Source organism: Methylophaga sp. OBS1 (genome assembly GCF_026319365.1).
The window spans coordinates 380,407-403,258 of the sequence record NZ_JAPDMS010000001.1; the positions used below are offsets into that span (position 1 = coordinate 380,407).

Genomic DNA, 22,852 nt, shown 5'->3' on the forward strand with positions numbered 1-22,852 from the left:
AGGAGTCAGAGAGAGTCTAGCTCGTATCAGTCTATTGACCAATCTTGCATTGGTCGCATTCGCCCGCAACTCGATATTGTGTCAACTGGCACTGAAGTAAACCTAAATCCTCATTGCTGAGTCCGTTTTCAAAGGCAGACTTCTTAGTCCTTTATCGCAATTGGTTAGGATTTTGTGACAAAGAATGTCATTTGTTTGATAAACGCTGCTCTAGTTAATTTTGAGCAATGGATTACATTGACCGTTTGTGCTAGCCCCCACTATCCTATTGTTCCTTTATCCACCTCACAGGTATTGAATCATTAATGGAAAAGCTGTTTGAAAAACTGATGTATTCGTCCCGCTGGATTATGGCGCCTATCTATCTGGGGCTCAGTCTGGTGCTGGCACTGTTGGGCATCAAGTTCTTCCAGGAGATTTTTCATATTTTCCCCATGATTCTGGAAATGAAAGAGGTAGACCTCATTCTGGTTGCCCTCTCGTTGATTGACATTACCCTGGTGGGCGGTTTGATAGTAATGGTGATGTTCTCAGGCTATGAAAACTTTGTCTCTCGGCTGGATGTGGATGAAGGCGAAGACAAGCTGGGGTGGCTTGGGAAGCTGGATGCAGGCTCTCTGAAGAACAAGGTGGCGGCGTCAATTGTGGCAATCTCATCGATTCATCTTCTCAAGGTGTTCATGAACGCAGAACATATCTCTAATGACAAAATAAAGTGGTATTTGCTGATTCACATCACTTTTGTCGTGTCTGCTTTCGCCATGGGCTACCTGGATAAAATCACCCGTAGCAAGTAATTCAGATGACTGTAAATGGTAACCGGTGTGTGGGAGCCTGCTTTATTCTAAGCTAAGCCTTCGATTAAATTACTTCACAATGTCAGCATATGCTGATAATTTGAAGTGACTGTCTGGCTATACAGGGGGTGCCTTATGAACAAGTCTAAAATCAGACTGTTGTTTTATATGCCCGTTTTATTGACTCATGCCATGATCCTGTCGGGCTGTGACCAACCAACAGAGAACGATTCCTCATCTCAAATCAACAATGAAGTCACTGATGTTTCCCCTGCCGAGCCAATGGCAGAGCAGCAACCCAGTCAGGAATCGAGCAGCTCCCCAGAAGTCAACCCGCCTGAACAGCATGCTGAGCCCCCTGCTCCATCATCAGTAACACAAGCAGAATCAAGCGCTTCGTCGGAGGAGAAACAGTCATCTGACGACTTATATCAGGTTGTTGATGGTAACAAGCTGGATGAGTTCAGTTATGAAGGTTTTAAGCTTTACCGTAACTGGTGTGCGCGTTGCCACGGCACCTATGGGCAAGGCATGGTGGGCCCCAACCTTGCGGACAGTCTTAATGTCATCAGTAAAGCGGAGTTTGTCGACGTCGTTACGCATGGCAAGACTGGACAAATCGGCAGTATGCCCGCCTGGGAGTCAAATGCGACGGTGATGAGCGGTATGGAGAATCTCTATGCCTACCTCAAGGCGCGTGCCGATGGCGCTATAGGCGAAGTTAAACCAGCTAAACAACAGTAATATTACCAACCCGCTCATCAGCGGCACTATCCTGGCAACGCAAGTTAACCAGCCCGCCATCTCAAAAATCGATAGGACACAATACCCAGCAGATGTTGTGTTTTTGAGGTAATGGTTTGATCTTCCAATCAGCACGACCGATATCTATGATGTCAGTATGATAAACACTACGTCACAGTCACAGCCCGGCTGGGTTTTTTATATCTCACTTTCCTTATTATCCGGTTTCATTGCTCTGGCAACGCTATATCCGGATTTATTCTCAGAATCCGCTGAGCGAGCATTATCTTTTACAACGAGCCACTTCGGTTGGTTGTATTTATTTGTCACTACCGGCTTTCTGGTTTTTTGTATCAGCATCGCGTTATCTAATTACGGTCAAATTAGACTAGGTGCCGATGGTGAGGCGCCAGAGTTTTCATACTTGTCATGGCTGGGCATGATTTTCTCAGCAGGTATGGGGGTAGGCCTCGTCTTCTGGGGCGTGGCTGAACCCATGACGCATTATGCATCGCCACCTTTTGGTAGTGCTCCAGCCAACTCGCCAGAGTCAGCCGGGCTTGCCATGCGTTACTCCCTGTTTCATTGGGGGTTTCATCAATGGGCTAATTTCGGGATCGTCGGCCTCGCCATTGCCTATGTTCGTTTCAGACAACAACGACCTGGCCTTATCAGTGAAGCGTTCCGTTCCACTCTGGGGGACCGCGTAGATGGCGGTATGGGGCATGCCATCAATGTGTTGGCAGTGGTGTCAACGGTTTTTGGTGTCGCTACGACACTGGGGCTGGGTATGCTTCAGATCAACAGCGGCGCATCATCTGTTTTCAATATTGAGTTTGGCCTCTCCTCCCAATTGGCGATCCTGGCTGGCGTGGGGGTTGTCTTTCTTCTCTGCTCACTGGCACCGTTGGAGAGCGGAATACGTTATATCAGTGATCTGAATATGTGGCTGGCGGGCTTACTGCTTATTTTCGTTTTTTTTGCCGGCCCCACTGATTTCATTACCGCCTCGATGACCAACGCGATTGGGGACTACTTCGGTAATTTGATTGGTATGAGCCTGGTAATGACACCCTACACCGGAGAAGACTGGGTTGAGCGGTGGACGATATTCTACTGGGCATGGGGACTATCCTGGGCCCCCTTTGTGGGCAGCTTTATCGCCCGAATTTCACGTGGACGCACAATAAGAGAGTTTATTTTCGGGGTAATTGGTATGCCGGTGTTACTCAGCGCTATCTGGTTTGCAACATTCGGCGGCAGTGCCTTGTATTACGAAGTGTTTGCCAATGCTCAAATTGCCCAGGCCGTATCACAGGAGATCAGCGCTGGCTTGTTTGCATTGCTTGCGCTGTTACCCGGCGCAGAAATGACGGCCGTTTTAATGCTGGTTTTAATTGTTTTATTCGTTATCACTTCAGCCAATTCAGCGACGTTTGTGCTGGGCATGTTTGCTGGTAAAGGCGCATTGATACCCAAACCCTGGCTGAGATTTGTCTTTGGCCTGATTCAGATTCTGGTCGCGGGTGTTTTATTACTGAGTGGCGGTCTGTCATCGTTACAGACCGTTTCTATCGTTGCCGCTTTCCCGTTCATGATATTGATGGTTTTTATGGCCAGTGCCTTACTCAAATCGCTGAGAGATGAGCAAAGACAGATCGAGCTGCATGAAGCATTGATGAGAGAGAGATTGCAGCGTCTTCTTGATGAGCATGAAGTTGAACAAACGAAATCTGAAGATAATCAAAATCAATAGCGTCGTTTAATCAGCAGCTATCAATCCGCTTGACTGACACTGTGTCTGAAGCGCAATAATGAAATGGTAAAAAAGACCAGGCCGATTGCGAGCAAAGACACTATCTGTGGGACGATGACATCAATATCAGCACCGCGGTAAAGAATGGCCTGTGTGCCGGAAACATAGTGCGTTGAGGGCATAAACTCCATCAACACTCTGGCAACCACTGGCATGCTCTCTCGAGGTGTCACCCCGCCAGACAGCATGAGCATCGGCATCATGACCAGCATCATCAGCAGTCCGAACTGTGGCATGCTTCGGGCGATGGTGGCCATGAAAATACCCATGGAAGTCGTGGAAAACAGATACAGGCCGGTCAACAAAACAAAGAACCAGATTGAGCCCTGGATCGGAATACCCAGCCAGCCTTTGATGACAAAAGTCACCGAGAGCGTGGAGGCAACCAGAACAATAATGCCGGTGGCCCAGACTTTTGCCAGCATAATTTCAGCCGGTGTCATCGGCATGACCAGCAGGTGCTCAATGGTGCCATGCTCACGTTCACGGATGAGGGCTGCCCCAGCGAGAATGATGGAGAGCATCGTGACCATTTCAATCAATTCAATGATCGAGCCGAACCATTTCTGTGACATGTTGGGGTTGAAGCGGATCCGGTAAGTCAATTCAACCTGTTGTGTCGCTGTCTCACGATAGCCTTGAATAAACTCATTAATTTCCTCCATGACTATCTGCTGGGCATACCCTGCTCCACTGAAAGCTTGAGACATGCGGGTGGCATCAACATTAAGCTGGATTGCAGGGGACTTTCCAGCCAATACATCCCGCTGAAAATTCGGCGGGATATCGAGCGAGAAGGTGAAATAACCCGCATCAAGACCCGTATCTACTTCCTTCAGGTCAACAAGGTAAGGTGGTTGAAACTCAGGAGGCTGAAAAGCAGAAATAATTCGCGTAGATAAAGGCGAACGATCTTCATCCACAATCGCAATAGGCACCTTGTTCAGGGTATCCGGCATGGATGTGGCTGCGATATAAATCAGTAATGAAAAACCATAAGCAATGAGAACCAGCATGACCGGGTCGCGAAGAATGCTCCAGAGTTCTTTCCCGCCCAGACGGTAGACATGACTGATCCTGACCATGGCTATGTCTCTTGTTTCCCTAATAGCGCAATGGCTAACAGCATGACCAGCAACGCTCCCATGGAGATGGAGAAAATAGCGGGCAGTAACTCGGGTAATGTCAGGGCTTTGCTGAATACACCGCGACTGATGGTGATGAAGTGCGTCGTCGGATTGAGTTCGCCGATGATTCTACCGACGCCTTCCAGCGAAGAGACGGGATGAATCATCCCGGAAAACTCTATTGTGGGTATCAGTGAGCCCATGGCAGTAAAGAATATGGCAGCGATTTGACTTCGAGTGAACGTTGACGACAGCAAACCAAATGCTGTGGCAAAACTGACAAAAAATATCGAGGCAATAAGCAGCGCCGGAAAGCTGCCTTTGATCGGTACTTCAAACACCCAGATGGCAAAAGCAACCATAAGAAGGAAATTGATCATGGCCAGAACAATATAGGGTAGCTGTTTGCCCAGCATAAACTCAGTTCGGGTCACGGGGGTGACGTATAGATTGATAATGGAGCCCAGTTCTTTTTCACGGACGACCGCCAGCGCGCTCAATATGGCCGGAATCAATAACAACATCATGGGCATCACCGCAGGCACCATGGCAGGCAGACTTTTGACATCCGGGTTGTAACGAAAGCGGGTTTCAATACTCGCCGCAGGTGCACTACTATCTCCCAACGCTGAACTGACCCAGCTTTGATGCATACCTTTTACATAACCCAGCACGGTTTCAGCACGTTGGGGCATAGCGCCATCTATCCAGGCGCTGATTTCTAATGTGTTGTCTCTGGCGAGATTTCGTGAAAAATTGGGAGGAATTTCAATAGCCAGTGCCAGTTCTCCGCTGCGCATTCTTCTATCCAAATCGGCATAATCCTGAATAGGTGCCTTCTCAATAAAATAGCGTGAGCCCGACATGTTGAGGGTATAGTTCTGACTCAGGACAGTCTGATCACGATCCAGAACTGCATAGCTCAGGTCGTTTACATCCATCGAAATGCCATACCCCATGATGACCATCAGTAGCAGGCTACCCATCAGGGCCATCGTCAGACGAACACCATCCTGTTTCAGTTCAAGCATTTCCCGCATGCTGTAGCTGAGTGCCCGTTGCCAGCTAAACAGTTTGTTGTGACTTGAATTGTTTAAGCTTTCCCGGTCATCAATCTCCGTCTCAGGCGTTGTCGATTGTGTTGTGCTGGTGGATTCGAACGATGCTTCGTGTTGTTTCAAATAAGCGATAAAGGCTGTTTCCAGCGTTGATGCCTGTTGTTTGTTAATGATTGCTTCCGGTGAGTCCGTATCAAGCACCTGTCCAGCATGCATCAGTGAAATGCGATCACAGCGCATAGCCTCATTCATAAAATGGGTGGAGATAAAGATAGTGACCTTTTCATCCCGGGATAACTCAACCAGTAAGGACCAGAAAGCATCCCGGGCAACCGGATCCACACCGGAAGTCGGTTCATCCAGAATCAATATTTCAGGTTTATGTACAACAGCGACAGCCAGTGACAAGCGCTGTCGCATTCCCAGCGGTAATTTGTCCGGCAGCCTTGTTGCGACTTGATCAAGCTCGAATCGGGCCAATAACTCATCGACTCTGCCCTGAATTTCTGCTGAAGGTACGTTAAACAGTTGTGCATGCAGTACCAGGTTTTGCTTGACGCTGAGTTCGTTATAGAGAGAAAAGGCCTGTGTCATGTAACCAACACGACGTCGTGTTTCAACATCGCGGGATTTAACTTTATGACCGAACAGCCTGGCCTGACCTTCGGTAGGGGCTAAAAGGCCTGTCAGCATTTTCATCGTGGTGGTTTTACCGCAACCATTGGAACCGATAAAACCGAAAATTTCCCCGCGTCTGATTTCAAAGTTCACCTGATCCACTGCAACAAAGTCACCAAATCGCATGGTGAGATCACTGGCTTCGATGGCGATCTCATCCTGGTTGCTGAATTCAGGAATGACGATAGACGAATGATGCCGTTTTTTCTGCTCGGGAAGTAAGGCAATAAAAGCGGCTTCAACGCTCTGAGTATCCGTCGTTTGCATCAGCGCTGCAGGTGTCCCTGTGGCCAGAATTTCGCCTTCATCCATGGCAACAAGCAGCTCAAACCGTTCCGCCTCCTCCATATAGGCTGTGGCGACCAGTACGCTCATGCCCGGGCGCTGTGCTCTTATTTGTTCAATCAGTTGCCAGAATTGATTTCTGGATAAGGGGTCCACCCCCGTTGTCGGCTCATCCAGAATGAGCAGGTCAGGGTCGTGTATCAGGGCGCAGCACAGAGCCAGTTTTTGTTTCATGCCGCCTGATAATTTGCCGGCAGGACGATCAAGAAAGGGATAGAGTCCCGTCGCCGTTGTCAGATGTTCTATACGACGACGGCGTTCCGCTGGGTCATGACCGAATAAACGGCTGATAAACTGTAAGTTATCTTCCACTGACAGGGAAAGGCTCAAGTTCTTACCCAGACCCTGTGGCATATAGGCAATCGTGGGACAGATTTGTCTGCGGTGATGTCTGGAAGACATATCACCATTGAGCACCCTCAGTGAGCCTGCCTGAAGTTTTCTTGCTCCTGCAATCAATGACAGTAAACTCGATTTTCCTACTCCATCCGGACCGATAAAGCCGACGGTTGCACCGGCCGGGATGCTGAGGTTAATCTGCTTCAGAGCTTGTTTGGAGCGATAGTTCAGACTGACATCGTTCAGTTCAATAACGGGCTGTTTATCAACTGCCTGCACTATTCGGATACCCTAACCTGTAGCGATTCAGGCCAGTCCTGATTGTCATCCAGTTTCAGCCAGGCTACGCCTGGTAACCCTGTTTTTACCTGGCGAATATGTTTGTTCAGCAAATCCGGTGAAATACGGACTTTCACACGAAACATCAGCTTTTGACGCTCCTCGGCTGTTTCGACTGTTTTCGGGGTGAACTGCGCCACACTGGAGATATAGCTGACTTTGGCAGGAATGACATACTCAGGAAAGGTATCCAGAATAATACGGGCATCACTCCCCAGCGCAACACGGCCAACTACGGTTTCAGGCAAGAAAAAGGTCATGTAGACATCAGTCAGGTCGACCATGTTGAGCACTTTGCCACCACTGGGCAATACTTCCCCCGGCTCGGCGACCCGGAACTGGACTCGTCCAGCTCTGGGCGTTTTGAGTTGGCTGTCAGCAATATCAACATTGATCCGCTCTATGGTGGCTTCAACAGCAGCGACAGTAGACTTGGCACCGTCGACTTGTGATTTTGCTGCAATGACAGCCGCTTCAGCGGCCTTTACCTGGGCTTTGGCTGCAGCAAGTGTTGCCTCTGCACTTCTTACTAAAGCCTTGTCGTCATCGAGTTGTTGTTTGGATGCCGATCCTTTTTGTGCCAGGGTTTCAGTACGGGCCAGTCGACGCTGTGCATTTTCCAGTTCACTGGCTCGCTGGACCACGACTGCTTCAGCGGCTGCCACGTCACTCTCCCGAACAGCCACTTGTGCCTCGGCGCTGGCAACAGCATTCCTGGCTTTCTGTAGTTGAGCCTGTGCTTCACTGAGTTGTGCATTAAGCACATCGATTTGCATACTGGCGACAATGTCGCCTGCCTCGATAAAATCCCCCTCCCTGGCGTGAATCTCTATCACCCGGCCAGCATATTTGGTGGCGATATCAATCTCAGTCGCCTCAATACGGCCATTACCACTCACCAGATAGTCAACAGGTTGACTACTTTTCTGAATAAACCAGAACCAGATAGAAAGGCTGACCAGGGCGATCAGTCCTACCAACAGCGATATTTTTTTGACTGTGTTCCTCATGTGTTTCCTTCACTGATGTGGCCATAGAACGCAGATAGTCAGCTTTCCAGTACGTGATTAACTTTTCAGGCACGTCAGACCTTGTTTCCGAATTGCTCACTTTGTTACTGAATTCATATTAAGGATCAGTTGTCCTAGCAGCAATAAGTTAAACAATAAGAGATTTCAAAATCACGGCAACTGATTCAGATCAAATTCCTGCCAAATGATGGCCTCAGGCTGGATAAAAAATGCTCGACGATGAGCAACCTGATTTGTTTTATCGATAAGCTGGTTGCAATCAAAAACGATATTTCAAATTTGATTTGTCCCGGTTCCGGGCATACCATGAACTCAATTATTTCATTCATACGTTGACGTGAAGCCGAACTTCCTGATCACAATCAGTTTACTTATCTGCATGGTTTTCTCGACCAGTGCATCAGCTTTTTTGCACCTCAATGAACACCAACTCGAACTGACGCATGCCGATTTGACGTACGCTGATCATCAAACTGATTCGGGTGTGCATGAGGAACATGATGCCAGTGCTGAGCATGCGCATCACTTCAACCTGCATATCACAGCGGATCTGATTGAACATGAAGCTATTCGTTTTATCAAATCGGCTAATCATATCAGTGGCGATGTGATGAGCCCGCTGATTACCCGCTCTTATACCCCCCCTCTTCCCCCGCCCAACGCCTGATCCTTTAGCAACTGGTCTCTTAAGACACGCTTTTGCGTGTGAATTTGCTATGGGATTTGATCATGAAATTGTTGAATTTATTATGCCGCTCCGCCATGCCGGTGCTGGCAGTCGTCACCGGGCTGCTGAGTTCAGGCTCAGCACTGGCTATTGAGCCGTCAACCGCGGTAAAACGAACGCTGCAAGCCAGTCCGCAGTTAGAGCTTTATCCTTACCATGTGCGCACTCTCGAGGGTGAAGCGCTGCAGGCGGACCTGAGACCCAATCCAACGCTGGGCGCCAGCCTGGAAAATGTGATGGGCACCGGTGATAGCCGCTTTCTTGCGGGGCATGAACTGACGCTGTCTTTAAGTCAGGTACTGGAACTGGGTGGCAAGCGTGAGCGTCGGGTCGATGTCATTGACCGCAAGTCGGCTGAGTTACAACACGACTATGAAGTCAAACGTCTCGATGTCGTGGCGGCTACCCTGCGAGATTATTATGCTGCACTGCGTTTACAGCACCTTATGGACTGGAACCGACAGCGGATTGTCAGCGAAAAGGCGGCTTTAGAAGTCATTCAAAAACGCGCCAATGCCGGTGTGGTCGGTGAAGCCGATCTGATGCGTATGCAATTGCGTTTGGCGAAATCTGAATCCAAGCAACAAACGCTTCTCGCAGAGCATGAACAGGCGCTGAGAATGCTGGCTGCCAATTGGGTACAGGCGCCGGATTTCGAGGCTGTCGCTGGCAAACTCGCCAAGCTCCCCCGTCTACCGGATGAGAATGAACTTCAAGCGGCTTTAGTTAAAACGCCGGATTATCTGCTTTTAGCGGCACAGGCCCGGATCAATCAGGCGAGACTGGCGCTGGCTGAAGCTGAGCGTACTTCAAATGTCACGGTGGGTGCCGGTATCAGACGATTTGAGGGCAATGATGATCTGGCGCTGGTATTCAATTTCTCCATGCCCTTGCAACTGAATGATCAAAATCAGGGCAGCATCGCCGCCGCACAGGCCCGGTATCAGGAAAAACTGGCGCATCAAACGTTGATGAAAAACCGGCTGGAGATTGCGCTGAGTCGCATTCTGGCGGCAATGCAAAACAATATCGAGCAGGAAAATCGCCTTAATCAGGACCTTAAGCCTGTGGCGAACTCATTACTCGACGAAGTGGAACGCGGCTACCAACTCGGTATTTACAACGTCCTGCAATGGGTCGATGCCCAGGATGAGCTCTACGCTATCGAGCGGGACATTATCGAAGCCCAGTACGCTGTTCATCTGCAGTTTCTGGAACTGGAACGGCTCAGTGGCATGAGTCTGGTTAACCACTCATCCAGCGACGCTGCTGACAAGGAATAAGCACCATGAAATTTTATTTTTTGATATTCACTTTTTTTATTCATACCACTGCTTTCGCTGCCGGCGGTCACGGCCACGGTCATGATGACAGCGGGCATGAAGCACCACCGGAAGGTCCCCATGGCGGGCGTCTGCTGGAGAGTGACAGTTTGAACCTGGAACTCAGCATTTTTGAATCCGGTATTCCACCGGAGATGCGGGTTTATGCTTATCAGCCGGACGGTACAGCGATTGATCCTGAAAAGATTAATATGACCGTGACTTTAAACCGGACCGGCGGTGATCAGGATCTGATTGATTTTATGCCTGAATCCGATTATTTGCTGGGAGACCAGGAGGTTAGAGAGCCACATTCATTTGAAGTCGAGGTCACTGCCCGTTACCAGGATGAGGAGCATCACTGGCATTTTGAAAGTTATGAGGGCCGTGCAGAAATCACAGACAGATTGCTGGCCTTATCGGGCGTTATAACAGACACCGCCAGCCCGCAGACTTTGACAGTGACCAACACCGTCTACGGCATTATCAGTAAAGCCGAAGACCGGGTGTTTCATGTCCATGCGCCCTACCCCGGTATTGTCCAGTCGGTGCTGGTCAATACCGGTGACCAGGTTAAAAAAGGTCAGCGTCTGCTGACCGTGCTCAACCAGCAGACCCTGCAGACTTATGCCGTGACCAGCCCGGCTGCGGGTGAGGTGACGCTGCGTCCTGTTAAAAAAGGCGACCATAGCGATATGGGTACGCTGGTCGAAGTCAGTGACCTTTCCAAAGTCTGGGTAGAAATGTCGATGTTTCCCCAGGATATCGAGGCTATTTCCAAAGGCATGAAGGTCAGAGTCAGTGATCTTCATGACGAGCAAATGGCAGAAACTGAACTCGATTATCTCTCACCCCAGATGACCGGGGGGCATATTGCCCGTGCCAGGGCGACACTGGCCAATCCCGATGGCAACTGGCGGCCCGGTATGCATGTGATTGCCAGCGTTGTCACTGAACAACTCGAAGTGCCGCTGGCTGTCAAACGCTCAGCGCTGCAGACCTACCGTGACATGCCGGTGGTCTTTGCCCGTTTTGGCAATATCTTTGAAGTCAGGATGGTGCAGCTTGGCCGTCAGGATGAAGCGTATGTAGAAGTCACTGGGGGGCTGAAACCCGGCACCGACTATGTCATTGAAAACAGCTATCTGCTTAAGGCCGAAGTCCTGAAAGATGGCGCCAGCCACAGCCATTAGGAGCGAACCATGATTGATTCGATTATTCGCTTCGCGATAAATCAGCGTTGGCTGGTACTGGTGTTGACCCTGCTGATCGCCGGGCTGGGTGTTTACAACACTTATCAACTGCCCATTGATGCAGTACCGGATATCACCAATAAGCAGGTGCAAATCAACACGGAGGTGCCTGGATATTCGCCACTGGAAGCGGAACAGCGTGTCACTTACCTGATTGAGACCGCTATGGCCGGTCTGCCGGATCTGCAATACACCCGCTCCCTGTCACGCTATGGTCTGTCTCAAGTGACGGTGGTGTTTGAGGATGACACCGATATTTATCTGGGAAGACAACAGATTAGTGAGCGTCTGCAATCCATACGCGGTCAATTACCCGCCGGTGCCGAGCCACAACTGGGGCCAGTCGCCAGTGGTCTCGGCGAAATTTTTACCTATGCAATCAGCGCTGAAGCAGATGCGGTTAAAGAAAACGGTGAGCCCTACAACGCCGAAGATCTGAGAACCATCCAGGACTGGATCATCAGGCCGCAACTGGTCACGGTGCCTGGCATTACCGAAATTAACAGTGTCGGTGGCTATGAGCGTGAGTACCAGGTTGCGCCGGACCCGGCAAAATTACTGGCTTACAAACTAACGCTGGCCGACGTGTCTCAGGCGCTGATGGAGAACAATCAAAATACCGGGGCCGGATATATAGAGCGTTATGGTGAGCAGTGGCTGGTTCGCTCGCCGGGACAGCTCAAAACCCTGGATGACATTCGCAAAGTGGTGATTGCCAAGCGTGATGATATGCCCATCACTGTGGGCGATGTCGCTGAAGTGATGCTGGGCAAGCAACTTCGCACTGGTGCAGCGACCCAGAATGGTCAGGAGACCGTTTTGGGTACCGCTTTTATGCTGATTGGTGAAAACAGCCGGGTTGTGGCTGAAGCCGTGTCTGAGAAATTGGCGGCGGTTAACCGCAGCTTACCTGAGGGCGTCAAAGCCGAAGCGGTCTACAACCGCACCACCCTGGTCGAAGAGACTATCGCCACCGTACAGAAAAATTTGCTAGAGGGCGCCTTACTGGTCATCGTGGTGTTGTTTGCTCTGCTCGGCAACTTCCGGGCAGCCTTTATCACTGCCATGATCATCCCTTTGAGCATGTTGTTTGCGGTAACCGGCATGGTCAATAACCGGGTTTCGGGCAATCTGATGAGCCTGGGGGCGATCGACTTTGGTCTGATTGTCGATGGCGCGGTGATCGTGGTTGAAAATGGACTTCGCAGACTGGGATTGGCGCAGGAGCGACTTGGACGCTTATTGACCCTGCAGGAGCGCTTAAAGGAAGTCACAGAAAGCACGCGTGAAGTCTTTAATCCGGCAGTTTTCGGCGTCCTGATAATCATGCTGGTTTATTTGCCCCTGTTTGCACTGGGCGGGGTTGAAGCCAAGATGTTTGAGCCCATGGCATTTACCGTCATGGCGGCCCTCACCGGGGCATTAATCTTTGCTGTGACTTTTGTACCGGCGGCACTGGCGATTTTTGTCAGGGGTAAAGTGCGACACCGGGAAAATATTTTGATGCGCGGTGCACGTTTTGCCTACCGGCCTTTTCTGTCTCTGGCTATGCGTCTGCCGCTGGTAGTGACACTGTCTGCATTGATTTTCGTCATCTGGACGGCCAGTCTGACCACGCGTATGGGCGCGGAATTTCTGCCTAAACTGGATGAAGGTGATATTGCCATGCATGCGCTGAGAATCAGCGGCACAGGCCTGGAACAATCTGTTGATATGCAGAACCAGCTGGAAAGCGTGATTCGTGAATTTGCACAGGTTGAGCGGGTGTTCTCAAAAATAGGTACCCCCGATATTGCCACTGATCCTATGCCACCCAATGTCGCGGATACCTATATCATTCTCAAGCAACGCAGTGCTTGGCCCGATCCGACTCAAACCAAGGCGGCGTTTCTGGATGAGTTACGTCAGGCAGTTGAAGCTGTACCCGGCAATAAATACGAATTCACCCAGCCGATTGAGATGCGCTTCAATGAACTGATTGCGGGTGTAAGAGCGGATGTTGCTGTCAGGGTTTATGGCGATGATCTGGATGAGCTTAATCAAATCGGCGAATCAGCCATTAATATCATCAAGCGTGTTTCGGGGGCGGCCGATGTCCGCATGGAGCCTATTACCGGTCTGCCGATGATCGCCATCGAACCTGATCGTGATCATCTCGCCCTCCTGGGCCTCACTATCAATGATATGCAGCAGACTATTCAGACTGCGATTGGTGGCCGTGAGGTTGGTTTGATTTATGAGGGCGATAAACGCTTTGATCTGATTGTCAGGCTGGCCGATGAAAAGCGTGAAAACATTGCGTACCTCTCAAAGCTTCCCGTAGCACTGCCAGATAGTGATGAGCCTGATTTGTCCTATGTGCCTCTGGGTGAAATTGCGACCATTAAGAGAGTTATTGGTCCAAATCAAATCAATCGGGAAAATGGCAAACGGCATGTGCTGGTGTCGGCTAATGTCAACCAACGTGATTTGGCCTCCTTTATCAGTGATGTTCAAACGGCGATTAATGAGCAGTTATCGATGCCGGCGGGTTACTGGGTCGACTATGGCGGCACATTTGAACAATTGCAGTCCGCCACGCAGCGGCTATCAATCGTGGTGCCGGTCACCCTGCTGTTGATTCTGGGCCTGTTGATTAGCGCCTTTCAATCACTTAGAGACGCGCTGCTGGTGTTTACCGGTATACCGTTGGCACTAACCGGTGGTGTCTTGTCTCTGCTTTTCAGAGATATGCCGCTGTCGATTTCCGCAGCAGTCGGCTTTATTGCCCTGTCAGGCATTGCCGTGCTCAATGGTATTGTCATGCTGTCATTCATCCGCCAACTGCGTGCGAAAGGGGAAAACCTCTTGATAGCGGTAAGAAGTGGAGCGATGCAGCGTTTACGACCGGTTTTAATGACCGCATTAGTGGCCAGTCTCGGCTTCTTACCCATGGCGCTCAATACCGGTACAGGGGCTGAAGTACAGCGGCCTCTGGCCACCGTGGTCGTGGGGGGCATAATCTCGTCGACCTTACTCACGCTGGTCGTGTTACCGGCGCTGTATATTCTGGCTCATCGACGTGCTGAGCGTCGGTCGGCGCAGCCATAAATTGACATCAGACCTGATACGGCATAAACGGAAAGGCGCGATCACAAAAAATTCATCAATCATCTCTATTCTGGATGAATATGGCTGTGTCATTCGTGCTTAATTCAGCAATGAACGGTCAGATTGACATAATGCTATTCTGCAATGGCTAAACCGCTAATTCTGCCGTTTGAATGCCGGCTTTTATTTGAGAGGTCTCTATGCGTAATCAAAATAAGATAGGTAAGTTGTCTGGCTGGATAGGTATCTGTTTTATGGCTTTTCTGCCGGGACTGGCATTAGCAGAAAGTGCCCATGCCAACATCGTCGATACCTTTGTGGCCCTGTCAGGTGGTCCATGAAGGTGAGCGGGTTAATCACGCAGAGGGCATTGTGGCTGAAGGCATTTTTACGCCATCGTCTCAGGCCAGCCAGATCACCACAGCACCCCATTTCCAAAAAACGCCCACTGATGTTGTCGTCAGGTTTTCAAATGCGACCGGTGTCCCGCAAATTCATGATGCGTCTGGCGAAGCTTTTCCCAAGGGGATGGCTATTCGTTTTTTACTCGAAGACGGGGATGAGACTGATATGGTGTTGTTATCCGTCAATCGATTCCCGGTCAGTACGCCGGAAAAATTTCTTGAGTTACTGACAGCGATTAAAGCATCCCGTGACAGTGATGCCACCCCTTCGCCGATTGCCCGCTTTCTTGAAAACAATCCCAGTGCCAAACGCTTTGTTGAACTGGACAAACCCGCACCAGAAAGCTTTACCACACAAAACTATCATGGTCTGAATGCCCTTATTTTCACTAATGCTGATGGTGAGCGCGTTTACGGGCGTTATCTGGTAGAGCCGGTTAATGGTTCACAGTTTCTGGATAGAGACGCACGCGAATCGGCAGCGCCGGATTATCTCTCCACTGAATTAAAAAGCCGGCTTGAACAAGGCAAAGCCGTGATGACAATCTCGCTACAGATTGCGAGTGAGGACGATATTAAAAATGATCCTACCGTGGTCTGGCCGGAAGAAAGACAAATCATCGAACTGGGTACACTTGAAATTCAGAACATCATGGACAATGGCGCTGAATATGCCAAAAACACCCTGTTCAATCCGCTGGCATTGACCGATGGCATCTCGGCTTCTGATGATCCGGTTTTACTTGCAAGACCCACGGCTTACGCGCTCAGTTTTCAAAAACGGGCAGACTGAACGCCAGCACCGCATCGATAAAAAAATGCGGGTTAAAGCCCGCATTTTTTGTTTCAGTCCTGCTGTGGATTACGTACCCAATTTTCGGATATGAACAATTGATAGTCCACTGATAACATTACGACAAGCGTACTTATCCATAAAGCCTTATCCCTGACACTTGAGCTTTCGCTCATAAGCCGCATGGACATTTGATTTGCAGCGAGCGCAACGATTTAAGACCTTTCAATTTGTCGAGCCTGGTTCTCCTGAATCACGGGGGCGGCGCAGGCGTTTACGTGCCTGTCAGGAATGTGACTGGGTAGTGGCCTTACCGGCACTCAAGCCCAATCAGCTTGCCACATGTCCCCGTTGTCATCACACGCTGGCGCGACGACATTTCCGCCCGGCGCAACGCAGTATGGCGCTGGCCATCAGTGCCTTAATTGCGTTAATGCTGGCGGTCTATTTTCCTTTTGTCAGTTTTCATGCGCTGGGCATCGGTCAGAAAATTCAGCTCAGCCAGACAGCCACGCAGTTACTGAGTTTTGAACAGCCATTGATGGCCATTCTGGTGTCATTGACTATCGTGATTTTGCCGGCGTTGTACCTGCTAGCAGTGATCTGGTTGCAAAGCGGTTTGCTGCGGGGGAAACCACAGCCAATGAGTCGGGTTATTGCCCGATCTTTGAAACATTTGCATCCTTGGATGATGGCGGATGTGTTCATCATCGGCGCGCTGGTCAGCCTGTTTAAGCTGTCTGGGTCCGCTGATGTGACGCTCGGGGCTGGCTTCTGGGCCTTTTGCAGCTTTGCCATTTTGCTGCTGATGACGACCCGATCGGTTGATGATGACTGGTTGTGGTTTTCGATTGCCGGCGAACCACCGGCACCCGAGGGAACACAAACCGGAATAACAGCGGCCTCACAACAGCTGACCGGCTGCAGCACCTGTGGCCTGTTGCAGAGACTGCCGAATCAGGGACAGGCTCACTGCGAACGCTGTGGTGAGCGACTACGCCCCCGGCTCCCCCACTCCCTGCAGCGCACCTGGGCCTTATTGCTCACCGCCTGTGTGCTCTATGTGCCGGCCAACGTCTACCCGATTATGCATAGTACCCGGCTGGGACAGACGCAGCCACAGACGATTATTGGTGGTGTTGTCGACCTGATCAATGGTGGCTCCTGGCCGATTGCCCTGATCATCTTCACCGCCAGTATTATCGTCCCGGTAGGCAAAATACTGGCTCTGGGCTGGCTGTGTCTTCGTGTTGGCAAAAGCAGTGAGATGACGTATCGCAGTCGTATCAGACTCTACCGTGTTGTGGAGTTTATCGGTCGCTGGTCCATGGTCGATGTGTTTGTCGTCGCCATCCTGGTCGCGCTGATTCGTGCCGGCAACCTGATGTCCATCACACCCGGTCCGGCTGCACTGGCCTTTGCCCTGGTGGTAATATTGACTATGCTGGCTGCCATTTGTTTTGACCCGAGACTGATTTGGGATCAATCCACTGAACACAGAAACCACGCTTTCAAGGACCCACTGCATGAGTGAAAACGGTTCAACCGACCAGCCACACAACAGCGATTTACACAAAGCGACGACTGTCAGGGCCTCACGATTATCGCCTATCTGGATCATTCCTGTTGTGGCAGCCCTGATAGGTGCCTGGCTGGTTGTCGACAACTATCTACACACCGGTCCGTTGATCACCCTGACTATCTCCAACGCTGAAGGCATTGAGGCCGGTAAAACCCGAATCAAGACCCGCAATGTTGATATCGGCCAGGTTGAAGAAGTGAAATTATCCGATGATCTCAGTCAGGCCCTGGTGATGGCCCGCATCAACCACGATGCCGAGGAAGTGCTGGTTGAAGATACCCGCTTCTGGGTTGTGAAACCCCGTATCAGCCGTGAGGGCATCAGTGGTTTCGGCACCGTGTTGTCCGGTGCTTATATCCAACTGCATCCCGGCCAGTCACAGAAACAACGGCGAAAATTTGAGGTACTTGAGCAGCCACCGGTGGCGTTGGATGGCAATGAAGGGATCCGAATCAAGCTGGTCAGTCAACTGGGAAATTCTCTGCGGGTGGGCGACCCGGTGACGTATCAGGGTTACACCGTGGGACGTGTTGAGAGTGCCGAGTTTGATGAGGCCGCCCTGCAGGTCAATCACCAATTGTTTATAGAGCAGCCCTATGATGCCCTGATTAACGCTAATACCCGATTCTGGTCTGCCAAAGGTGTCAACCTGGAGTTGAGCTCCACCGGATTTGAGGTCAATATCGCTTCACTGGAAGCCCTGTTGAGCGGTGGCGTGACTTTCGGCATTCTGGAAGACTTGCCGGCAGGCCCTGTAGAACAGGAGCAGGTTTTTCAACTATTCCCGGACGAAGAAAAAGCCCGTCAGGGACTGTTCAGCGATTCACTGGAGTATGTGCTGCTGGTGGAAGACACGGTGCGCGGTCTCAGTGAAGGCGCACCGGTGGAATTTCGTGGTCTTCGTGTTGGCACGGTCAAGGAAGTACCCTGGCGCTTTACCTCACCGGAACGACGTATTCGTGAAAACTTTGCCATCCCGGTATTGATCAGTATTGAGCCGCAGCGTCTTGGTGGTCAGGAAAAAGTCGACCTGGCGTCCTGGCGTGAAAGATTGAAAAACATCGTGGAGAATGGCCTGCATGCCACGCTGAAATCCGGCAATTTGCTTACTGGAGCCTTATTTGTTGATCTCAACTTTCAGCGTGACCAAGACGAAAACAGGAAGCTGGAAACCTTTGAGAAACGGCTTGTGATCCCCACTACCCCGACAGGGCTGGCGCAAATTGAGCTGAAGGTATCCAGTCTGCTGGATAAACTCAATGCACTGCAGATCGAGCCAATCATGAAAGGGATGGACAATAATATGCAGCAGTCCGAATCCCTGTTGCGGGAAGTCCGCAGTCTTACTGCCAGCGTTAAGGATTTGCTGGATAATCCGGAAATTCAGCAGGTCCCGACCAATATCAATCAGACTTTGACTGAGCTGCGAAAAGCCATTGAAGGCCTGTCACCGGAGTCGCAGACCTACCAGGAACTGAACCAAACACTGCAAACCCTGGAAACCCTGCTGCGGGACCTGCAACCTCTGGCACGAACCCTGGGTGAGCAGCCTAATGCCTTGATTTTTAATCCACCGGCGACTAATGACCCACAGCCACCGGCAGCCACACCCTAATCAGGAATCGATTTTACTGTGATGACACCGAAAACTTATCTAAGCGTTTTGTTCATTCTGCTATTGTCGGCCTGTGCCAAGCCGACTATGGACAAGCAACATTATTTCCTGCCGGGACCGAGCGGCGAGATTGAGTCAGCCGATAAGCCGGGGAAAATGCAATTGCTGCAAATCAGTGACGTACAGTTGGCTGACTTTCTGAATAAATCGGGACTGGTGTTGCAACTGGACGACATTACCCTGAATCAGGCAAAAAACCATGTCTGGGCTGAAGATCTACGCCGGCAAATCAACCGTGGTCTGCAGGCACGTCTGAATCTTCAGTCACAGCCCTACACAGTGGTAAGACCTCAGACTCCGGCTGATTTACGTTTATCTATCGATATTCATGGATTTCATGGCCGCTATGATGGTCTGGCGTTGACCAGCGGACAATGGCAACTGAAAAATCAACAAGGTGAAATCCAGCACATCCAGCGCTTTGAGATGGAGACAGCACTCAAGGAGTCAGGTTACCCAGCGCTGGTCAGAGCGCTGGGGCAGAATCTCGATAAACTGTCGCAGCAGATTGCAGACTATCTGCAACCCTAGCGGTTGCCAGGATATGCGTGTTAAGCACCTTATTACAGCTCGTCGACACCCTTGATTTCATCCGCTGACCAGTTATTTATCGCTGCTTCGACGCTGCCATGTCGACTGACAGCACCATCAAACTGGTTCATATACACCATACCCAGGTTGACCCCGTCGAGAATAATATTGTGCACCTGCCAGGCTTGGCTGCTGTCTTTTCGGCCCAGGGCATAATCAATTGAATAAATTCGGTTGTTGCCTGCTTCTGCCTTCATTTTGATATAGGTCCGGTTATCACGCTGCGGATTGAAATCCGCCGGCAGGGGCTGGACTTCGATACTTTTGACTTCAAAGGTTTGAAAGCTTTTCATGTAGAGCTTTGACAGGCTGCGCTTAAAGGCCTCCGAAAAGGCTTGCTTCTGTTCCTGTGTCGCTGCTTTGCCGTGCTTGCCCATGACCCCGCGAGCAATGGCATCAAAATCCACAATCGGTTCCAGTACCTGAAACAGATCATCCGCCATCTCCTGCGTCATCTGGCCTTCGTCGAGCGTCTGGTGCTCTTTGATAATATCCAGTACTTCAGTCGTGGATGCCTGGATGATGTCTCTCGGGTTGTTATGACCCTGCTCTGCGCTGACAGTGAACGCAAAGAAAAGCAGGTATGTCGCTAAAATCCAATGGAAAAACGTGCTGTGTTGCATAAGTAAGGTATCCCTTTTCCGTAGTTGGTATTTCAATGAATGAGTCAGTTTTCGCTGGCCTGAGTTCGCTGCTTATCTTTTGACTGGTAAGCGAGAATCAACAGTCCAGGCAGAATGGTCAGATTGGCGGTCAGCGCCAGCATCATGGCCAGTGCCGTCATCAAACCAAAATAGACACTGGGAATAAAATTGGAAAACACCAGCACTGAAAAACCGATAATGACCGTCACCGAGGTGTAGTAAATCGCATTGCCAATACTCTGGTGGCTCTGGCTGACAGCAGTTCGGACATTATGGCTGGCCGCATATTCCTTCCGGAAGCGATGCAGATAATGAATCGCATCATCGACCCCGATACCGATAATAATCGCGGCAATGGTAATCGTCATCACATCCAGCGGGATGCCCAGGTAGCCCATCAGGCCAAGCGCAGTCGCTGCGGCAAGCACATTGGGAATCAAACCCAGTACGGCCAGCGTCAGGGAACGCAGCAACAGCATGAACATGATCAATGTCGCGATAATCACAAATACCAGGGTGGATGTCTGCGAATCAAACAGGTGCTGCAGCATACCGTTGAACAGTACTGCCATGCCGGTGATGCGAACATCCTCTGCTGCAAAACCGAGTTCGTTCACCGCATGGTGTTCGATATCTTCAATCAGCCCCTCAATCGTGTAATCAGGCACCGTTTCATGCAGACGCAGGGTGATACGCATCATGCCAGTCTCGGGGGAGGCGTAGGGTTCAATCAGATCATGGTAAACCCGCTCAGGCATGGCTTTGATGGCCGTAACCAGCTCAACCGGCCCCAGGGGCTCACCATCATTGTAGGTCTGTGCCACCTGTTCCAGGTTTTCCAACGAGATGATTTTACCGACAGCCTCTTTACGCTCCAGGTAGTCATGCATCTCACGCAAATATTGAATCTTGTTGGGGGTAAACCAGTAGAGTCTGGCGTTGCTATCTTCTGCACCAGTGCTGAAGAAGCTGGTCTCCTCCTCTTCCGGTTCTTGATAAGGCGGGAATTGGAGAATGATATCCATCGGCATGGTGCCACCCAGATTCTTATCAATAAATTCGAGCCCTTTATGAATTTCGGTGTGATCACGGAAGTATTCGACAAAGCGATTATCCATGCTCAGTCGGCCGATACCGAGCGTTGCCACAACAAACACAATCAGCATCAGGATTAACACCAGGCGGGTACGATTCACGGCAAGACCGCTCAGGAAATGGGTGAGATGTGGTTCATCATGAAGGCGGGCATGGTCACCCGCTCTGGGCAGCAGCAGTAAAATGCCGGCGAACAAAGCGTACGTCACCAGAAATGACACCAGGATGCCGATACTCATGATCCAGCCAAAATCCATCACCGGTACGATATCACTGGTGACCAATGAGCCGAATGCCACCATGGTGGTCAGCGCCATATAAACACAGGGGGCCAGCTTATCTTTCATGGTCTCGATCACCAGTGCCTGATGCGGCATGTCTGGGTTCTTGCTTCCCAACTCGCGGTAACGAACGATGAGGTGAATCGCAAAGGAGATGCTGAAAATAGTTAGCAGAGAGATATAGTTGGAGGAAACGACCGTGGTCGGCTGCTGTAAAAAGCCCAGAATACCTGTGGTCAGAAAAATGGTCACGCCGGTGCTGGCAAGCGGATATAACACCCAGCGTAACTGTCGGAATAGCCAGAACAGCATCGCAGAAATGAGGGCAATCACAATGCTGCCGAAAATCACCACATCCTGCTTCACGTAGCTGATCATGTCGGCGGCAATCATCGGAATCCCGCCGAGATAGGCTTTCACATCATCACTTACGTTGTCTCGTACCGCCCGAATCTGGCTGATTAACTGTTCCCTGTCCTGTAGATGCTGGCTGTAGACTTTTTGATAGCGCTCCTCGACCGAGGCCAGCTGAAGCTGTTGTTCCTCTGTTGGGTTCTCAATCTTCCGTAACGCACGACGCTGTTCTCTAATTTCAGCGAGTGCGTGATCCGGTTCTAACTGAATACGGATTGCGGTAGTCTGACCCTCTTCTGATATCAACAGATTGCGGAATAACGGGCTTTGCGTCAGCTCTTCTCTGGCCAGGCTTAAATCCACATCATCTGACAGCAGTGTGCGAAAGCCTGTTGCCAGTTCCGAGACCGGCACATGGGGGCTTTGCAGTAACGGCGCTTCCAGCATTGAATCCACATTACTGACGCCATCAATTTCCTCCAGTTGACCGACCAACTGCTGCAGGTTTTGAATGCTCTGCGGACTGATTAAAGGCTGGTTTGTGGGCGTATAGGTCAGCACCAGGAAGCCTTCGCCGCCAAACTGTTCACTAACATCACGGTAATAGGCCAGCTCCGGATCGCCCTCTGCCACCAGCGTGTCTTCCGAGGCATCAAAACGGAAGTCCTGAACGTAGTATGCCGCGACCAGGCAAAGGCCTGTCAGCAATAGAATCAGAGAGAGTGGCGCAATTAAGCTTTTTTTCATGCGGTATCCAGTGTTGCTGT

The 22,852-nt window shown here is 50.6% G+C and carries 17 protein-coding genes; 12 read left to right on the plus strand and 5 right to left on the minus strand.

Features of this window, described 5'->3' with window-relative positions; genetic code table 11:
• Positions 1-305: 305 nt before the first annotated feature.
• The 3 genes from OMQ46_RS01890 to OMQ46_RS01900 all read left to right on the plus strand — a co-directional run bounded on the left by OMQ46_RS01890 (position 306) and on the right by OMQ46_RS01900 (position 3,297).
• A complete protein-coding gene (locus tag OMQ46_RS01890) occupies positions 306-797 on the plus strand; it encodes a TIGR00645 family protein (protein ID WP_266235373.1) in 492 nt (163 codons plus the stop codon).
• Positions 798-932: 135 nt separating this feature from the next.
• Positions 933-1,541 carry a c-type cytochrome gene (locus OMQ46_RS01895; RefSeq protein WP_266235374.1) on the plus strand — a complete coding sequence of 203 codons (609 nt, stop codon included), beginning with the start codon at positions 933-935 and terminating at the stop codon, positions 1,539-1,541.
• Positions 1,542-1,698: 157 nt separating this feature from the next.
• A complete protein-coding gene (locus OMQ46_RS01900) occupies positions 1,699-3,297 on the plus strand; it encodes a BCCT family transporter (RefSeq protein ID WP_266235375.1) in 1,599 nt (532 codons plus the stop codon).
• 20 nt (positions 3,298-3,317) lie between these two features.
• Here the strand turns inward: OMQ46_RS01900 and OMQ46_RS01905 are convergent, their stop codons facing one another.
• Genes OMQ46_RS01905 through OMQ46_RS01915 form a run of 3 tightly spaced genes read right to left on the minus strand, consistent with a single transcriptional unit; the run spans position 3,318 to position 8,253 of the window.
• Positions 3,318-4,442 carry an ABC transporter permease gene (locus OMQ46_RS01905; protein WP_266235377.1) on the minus strand — a complete coding sequence of 375 codons (1,125 nt, stop codon included), beginning with the start codon at positions 4,440-4,442 and terminating at the stop codon, positions 3,318-3,320.
• 2 nt (positions 4,443-4,444) lie between these two features.
• Positions 4,445-7,183 (minus strand): ribosome-associated ATPase/putative transporter RbbA, encoded by a 2,739-nt coding sequence (rbbA, locus tag OMQ46_RS01910; protein ID WP_416234828.1) that lies wholly within the window; start codon positions 7,181-7,183, stop codon positions 4,445-4,447.
• Positions 7,183-8,253, minus strand: coding sequence for an HlyD family secretion protein (locus OMQ46_RS01915; protein WP_266235378.1), 1,071 nt, complete (start codon positions 8,251-8,253; stop codon positions 7,183-7,185). Before OMQ46_RS01915 ends, rbbA begins: the two co-directional genes overlap by 1 nt.
• Positions 8,254-8,683: 430 nt before the next feature.
• On the opposite strand from OMQ46_RS01915, the gene OMQ46_RS01920 reads away from it, so the two are divergent.
• The 9 genes from OMQ46_RS01920 to OMQ46_RS01960 all read left to right on the plus strand — a co-directional run bounded on the left by OMQ46_RS01920 (position 8,684) and on the right by OMQ46_RS01960 (position 19,651).
• Entirely contained in the window at positions 8,684-8,941 is a 258-nt protein-coding gene (locus OMQ46_RS01920; RefSeq protein WP_266235379.1) for a hypothetical protein, read from the plus strand.
• A 62-nt stretch (positions 8,942-9,003) separates the two neighbouring features.
• Positions 9,004-10,284, plus strand: coding sequence for a TolC family protein (locus OMQ46_RS01925; protein WP_266235381.1), 1,281 nt, complete (start codon positions 9,004-9,006; stop codon positions 10,282-10,284).
• Between the two features lie 5 nt (positions 10,285-10,289).
• Positions 10,290-11,516 (plus strand): efflux RND transporter periplasmic adaptor subunit, encoded by a 1,227-nt coding sequence (locus OMQ46_RS01930; RefSeq protein WP_266235383.1) that lies wholly within the window; start codon positions 10,290-10,292, stop codon positions 11,514-11,516.
• Between the two features lie 9 nt (positions 11,517-11,525).
• Positions 11,526-14,666 (plus strand): efflux RND transporter permease subunit, encoded by a 3,141-nt coding sequence (locus OMQ46_RS01935; protein ID WP_266235384.1) that lies wholly within the window; start codon positions 11,526-11,528, stop codon positions 14,664-14,666.
• 200 nt (positions 14,667-14,866) lie between these two features.
• Complete coding sequence (locus OMQ46_RS01940) at positions 14,867-15,007, plus strand: hypothetical protein (protein WP_266235386.1); 141 nt, start codon at positions 14,867-14,869, stop codon at positions 15,005-15,007.
• Entirely contained in the window at positions 14,961-15,863 is a 903-nt protein-coding gene (locus tag OMQ46_RS01945; RefSeq protein WP_266235387.1) for a catalase family peroxidase, read from the plus strand. Before OMQ46_RS01940 ends, OMQ46_RS01945 begins: the two co-directional genes overlap by 47 nt.
• A gap of 196 nt (positions 15,864-16,059) precedes the next feature.
• Positions 16,060-17,397, plus strand: a complete 1,338-nt coding sequence (locus OMQ46_RS01950; protein ID WP_266235389.1) for a paraquat-inducible protein A — start codon at positions 16,060-16,062, stop codon at positions 17,395-17,397.
• On the plus strand, positions 17,390-19,060 hold the full coding sequence (gene pqiB, locus OMQ46_RS01955) for an intermembrane transport protein PqiB (protein WP_266235391.1): 1,671 nt from the start codon (positions 17,390-17,392) through the stop codon (positions 19,058-19,060). Before OMQ46_RS01950 ends, pqiB begins: the two co-directional genes overlap by 8 nt.
• A 21-nt stretch (positions 19,061-19,081) precedes the next feature.
• Positions 19,082-19,651 carry a PqiC family protein gene (locus OMQ46_RS01960; protein WP_266235392.1) on the plus strand — a complete coding sequence of 190 codons (570 nt, stop codon included), beginning with the start codon at positions 19,082-19,084 and terminating at the stop codon, positions 19,649-19,651.
• A gap of 32 nt (positions 19,652-19,683) precedes the next feature.
• On the opposite strand, the gene OMQ46_RS01965 is transcribed toward OMQ46_RS01960, so the two are convergent.
• Positions 19,684-20,334: an MlaC/ttg2D family ABC transporter substrate-binding protein gene (locus OMQ46_RS01965; RefSeq protein ID WP_266235393.1), complete on the minus strand. Its 651-nt coding sequence runs from the start codon at positions 20,332-20,334 to the stop codon at positions 19,684-19,686.
• A 44-nt stretch (positions 20,335-20,378) separates the two neighbouring features.
• A complete protein-coding gene (locus tag OMQ46_RS01970) occupies positions 20,379-22,832 on the minus strand; it encodes an efflux RND transporter permease subunit (protein WP_266235394.1) in 2,454 nt (817 codons plus the stop codon).
• Between the last annotated feature and the right edge of the window lie 20 nt (positions 22,833-22,852).